The organism is Pelomicrobium sp. G1 (genome assembly GCF_051905455.1).
Lineage (GTDB): Bacteria > Pseudomonadota > Gammaproteobacteria > Burkholderiales > UBA6910 > Pelomicrobium.
In genome coordinates this window covers 1-236 of sequence record NZ_JBQACR010000610.1, presented here as the reverse complement: position 1 = coordinate 236, position 236 = coordinate 1, and the positions used below count along the sequence as shown (strand labels likewise).

Annotated in this window: 1 pseudogene; it reads right to left on the bottom strand. The window is 67.8% G+C overall.

The features are described from left to right. A pseudogene (locus ACTFO6_RS19835) lies at positions 1-236 on the bottom strand (NADP-dependent isocitrate dehydrogenase); the annotation flags it as partial.

Sequence of the window (236 nt, the reverse complement as noted above, 5' to 3'; positions counted from 1 at the left end):
GGCTTGACGCCGATGCCGGAGGTGGCGGGGACGCGGATCTTCCTGACCCCCATCTCCTCCTGGAGGAAGCGGATCACCTTACGCGCCCCCTCGGATTCCGCCGGCCACTCGATCCCGGCGTAGATGTCCTCCAAGTTCTCCCGGAGGCTCCCCATGTCGGTCTTCTCCGGGTGCTTGAGGGGGCTCGACACCCCCCAGAAGTAGCGCCCCGGCCGCAGGCATACGTACGGGTCCAG